Origin of the sequence: Floridaenema aerugineum BLCC-F46 (assembly GCF_041929345.1) — a bacterium.
GTDB classification, from domain to species: domain Bacteria; phylum Cyanobacteriota; class Cyanobacteriia; order Cyanobacteriales; family Aerosakkonemataceae; genus Floridanema; species Floridanema aerugineum.
The window spans coordinates 1-3173 of sequence record NZ_JBHFNQ010000154.1 but is presented as its reverse complement, the minus strand read 5'-3'; the positions used below and the strand labels follow the sequence as shown (position 1 = coordinate 3173).

Sequence of the window (3173 nt, the reverse complement as noted above, 5' to 3'; positions counted from 1 at the left end):
TGCGCTTCAGCGCTAATAAGAGCGCTGAAGCGCAACAACGTACTTTACTTAATTTTACTGCCAAACTCTGGGCGGACAACTGGGACGATCGCAAAAACTTAACCTTAACAAATGCCAAACTTGTTTAAACCAATGTTTCACTTCGATACTGGAAGCGCCCCGATATCTACATAATAAACCTTCCGTTAATTGGGTAACTCCTGCTTCTCCTCTACTAGAAAAATCAGGCTGATTTTGCCATATCTCTCGCGCTTTTTCTACTATTTCCGGTGATACTTTTTCACCTACCCAAACTAAACTAGCAACTATTGGTTGTCCAGCTAAACCATGAGGACTATTAATAATTCCTTCCCCGGCTGGTAGCCATTGTCTATCTATCCACAAAGGTTTTCCTTCTCGCCAAATTTCCGTGTAACTGCGCCATTCTCCTGTTAAGAATTTCTCACCTCTGGCGCTACGTCCAAAACGGGTAAGTTCCCAACCTAACCAACTGGAATTAGGGGCTAATTCTACACGCAAATCTTGGCGATAGTTTGCCCCATTAAAAATAATAGTATCTTGAGGTAGCCATTCTAAATAAGCGCCGGAATCTACTTTTATTTGAATATTTTGTTTGGCTTGTAAGCCGTTGCTGCGATAAATTTTACTAGCAGCAGCAGTGGTAATTAAGGCTTTAGCATTTGGTTGTAATTGCACATCAAATGAAAGCCGATCGCCTCCTACCATTCCCCCCGCAGTGTGCAAAATTACGCTATGACAAAAATCTGTACCTTCTGGATAGAAAGGTTTTTGTACTTTTAGAGGTGCGATCGCTAAATTGTGGATTAGTTTGGTGGTGTTTTGGCGATCGGCATAAATTAAATTAACTTTTCCCTGCCATCCAGAAGATAAAGGATTAACTATTCGATCGGTAGATGTATCGTTCACTTTGTATTAATAGGTATTGGGAGGTACACAGATCCCCGACAACTTCTGCTTTCGTCGGGGATCTGGCTGACAGATTTGATTAAATGATACGCGAAATTACTTGCCAAATTTCCGAATTTCAATTATTAAATTTAAACGATTGTTCAACAATCTAAATATTAGCATACAATACTTTACTTAAAACTCAATTAATAGTTACAGATTCTCAGAGTTTTTTGTATTGAAAAATACAGTATATGGGGTATAGTTATCTTTAACTTAAGTGCAGCTAAAAGGCAAAATTAATTAGCCAATCTGCGGGACGGATAACACCAAAAAAGTTTAACTAATCAGGGGAATACTATGCCTGAAGTTCTCTTCAAAGTAGACTTAAACAAGCCATTCACCGAACAACCCTTGGTTGGACATAATCGTTGGCATCCTGATATTCCAGCAATAGTTTCTGTTAATCCGGGGGCTGTATTTCGCATTGAATGTAAAGATTGGACAGATGGACAAATTGGCAATAATGACAACCCCAACGATGTCAAAGATGTTGATTTAACGGTAGTTCATGTATTAAGTGGGCCAATTCATGTCAACGGTGCCCAACCCGGAGATATTCTGATTGTTGACATTTTAGATGTGGGAACATTATCAGAATATGAATGGGGATTCACGGGAATTTTTGCCAAAGAAAATGGCGGTGGTTTCCTGACAGAACATTTTCCAGTTGCTCAAAAAGCGATATGGGATATTCAAGGAATTTACACTAAATCTCGGCATATTCCTGATGTGAGATTTGCCGGAATTCCTCACCCTGGATTAATCGGTTGTGCGCCTTCTCATGACTTACTTGCTACTTGGAATAAACGGGAAGCAGACTTAGTAGCAACTAACCCCGATCGCGTACCACCTTTAGCCGCATTACCTAACCCACAAAATGCAATTCTTGGCTCATTAAAAGGTGCAGAATATGACAGAGTTGCTAAAGAAGCAGCCAGAACTGTGCCACCTCGCGAACATGGGGGAAACTGCGATATTAAAAACTTGTCCAAAGGTTCGAGAATTTATTTTCCGGTTTATGTAGACGGCGCAAAACTTTCAATGGGAGATATTCACTTTTCCCAAGGTGATGGAGAAATTTCTTTTTGTGGTGCGATCGAAATGGCAGGTTACATTGATTTGCACGTCGATATTATTAAAGGTGGCGTGGCAAAATATGGCTTAACCAATCCCATTTTTAAACCGGGACCTGTGGAACCTCGTTATTCTGAATATCTGGTATTTGAAGGGATTTCTGTTGATGAATTTACTGGGCAACAATATTATCTAGATGCTCATGTTGCTTATCGGCGTGCTTGTTTGAATGCGATCGAATATTTCAAGAAATTCGGTTATACCGGAGAGCAAATTTACCTGCTTTTAGGTTCCGCACCAGTAGAAGGGCGAATAAGTGGCATTGTAGACATTCCTAATGCTTGTTGTACCCTCGCAGTTCCCACAGCAATTTTTGAAAAGAATGTCTTACCAACATAAATTACATTAATACAAATAGGTAGGGGCGGGTTTAGCCAAAAATTGCAATACTCACGAATAAGATAAAAGTCAAAACCCGCCCATTCCAAGCATTTTTACTATCTGTGTTCATCTGTGGATATCTGTGGTAAAAAAGCCAGATTTGTGAACTTTGCAAGAAATCTATTTCTACCCTAACCATCCTCACTTTAAAATTAACTATGCCTCTTTACGAATTTGATTGCCAAAGTTGTGGAACTTTTGAAAAATTCCGCAGTATGAGCGAAGCTAGCAAACCGATGCTTTGCCCAACTTGCCAAGCGGAAGCTAAACGAGTTTATTCTGTAGCTGGCTTAATTATGACACCTCAATCTTTAAGAACTCGCATCGATCAAAGTGCAGAACCTCGCATAGTTAATCGTTCCGAAGTTAAGCATTCTCATACACATAAACACCATCATAATCATCATCACGATCATAGTAGACCTTGGATGATTGGGCATTAAAAAATTGGTACGTTGTTGGGGGGAAAAGAAAGAATTAAAAAAAAAAACAAAACAACAAAAATTTTTATTTTTTTTTTTTTTTTTTTTATTTTTTTTTTTTTTTTATTTTTATAATTTTTCTTCTCCCCCCAAACAACGTACCAATTTTTTAATGCCCAATCATCCAAGGTCTACTATGATCGTGATGATGATTATGATGGTGTTTATGTGTATGAGAATGCTTAACTTCGGAACGATTAACTA

The 3173-nt window shown here is 38.7% G+C and carries 3 protein-coding genes; 2 read left to right on the top strand and 1 reads right to left on the bottom strand.

Going from position 1 to position 3173, the window contains the following annotated elements:
- Positions 1–54 precede the first annotated feature (54 nt).
- Positions 55–927 carry an urease accessory protein UreD gene (locus tag ACE1CC_RS20225; RefSeq protein WP_413272238.1) on the bottom strand — a complete coding sequence of 291 codons (873 nt, stop codon included), beginning with the start codon at positions 925–927 and terminating at the stop codon, positions 55–57.
- 342 nt (positions 928–1269) lie between these two features.
- On the opposite strand from ACE1CC_RS20225, the gene fmdA reads away from it, so the two are divergent.
- Together fmdA and ACE1CC_RS20215 are read left to right on the top strand one after the other, a co-directional pair.
- Positions 1270–2445 carry a formamidase gene (fmdA, locus tag ACE1CC_RS20220; protein ID WP_413272237.1) on the top strand — a complete coding sequence of 392 codons (1176 nt, stop codon included), beginning with the start codon at positions 1270–1272 and terminating at the stop codon, positions 2443–2445.
- 200 nt (positions 2446–2645) lie between these two features.
- Positions 2646–2930, top strand: coding sequence for an FmdB family zinc ribbon protein (locus ACE1CC_RS20215; RefSeq protein ID WP_413272236.1), 285 nt, complete (start codon positions 2646–2648; stop codon positions 2928–2930).
- Positions 2931–3173: the final 243 nt, after the last annotated feature.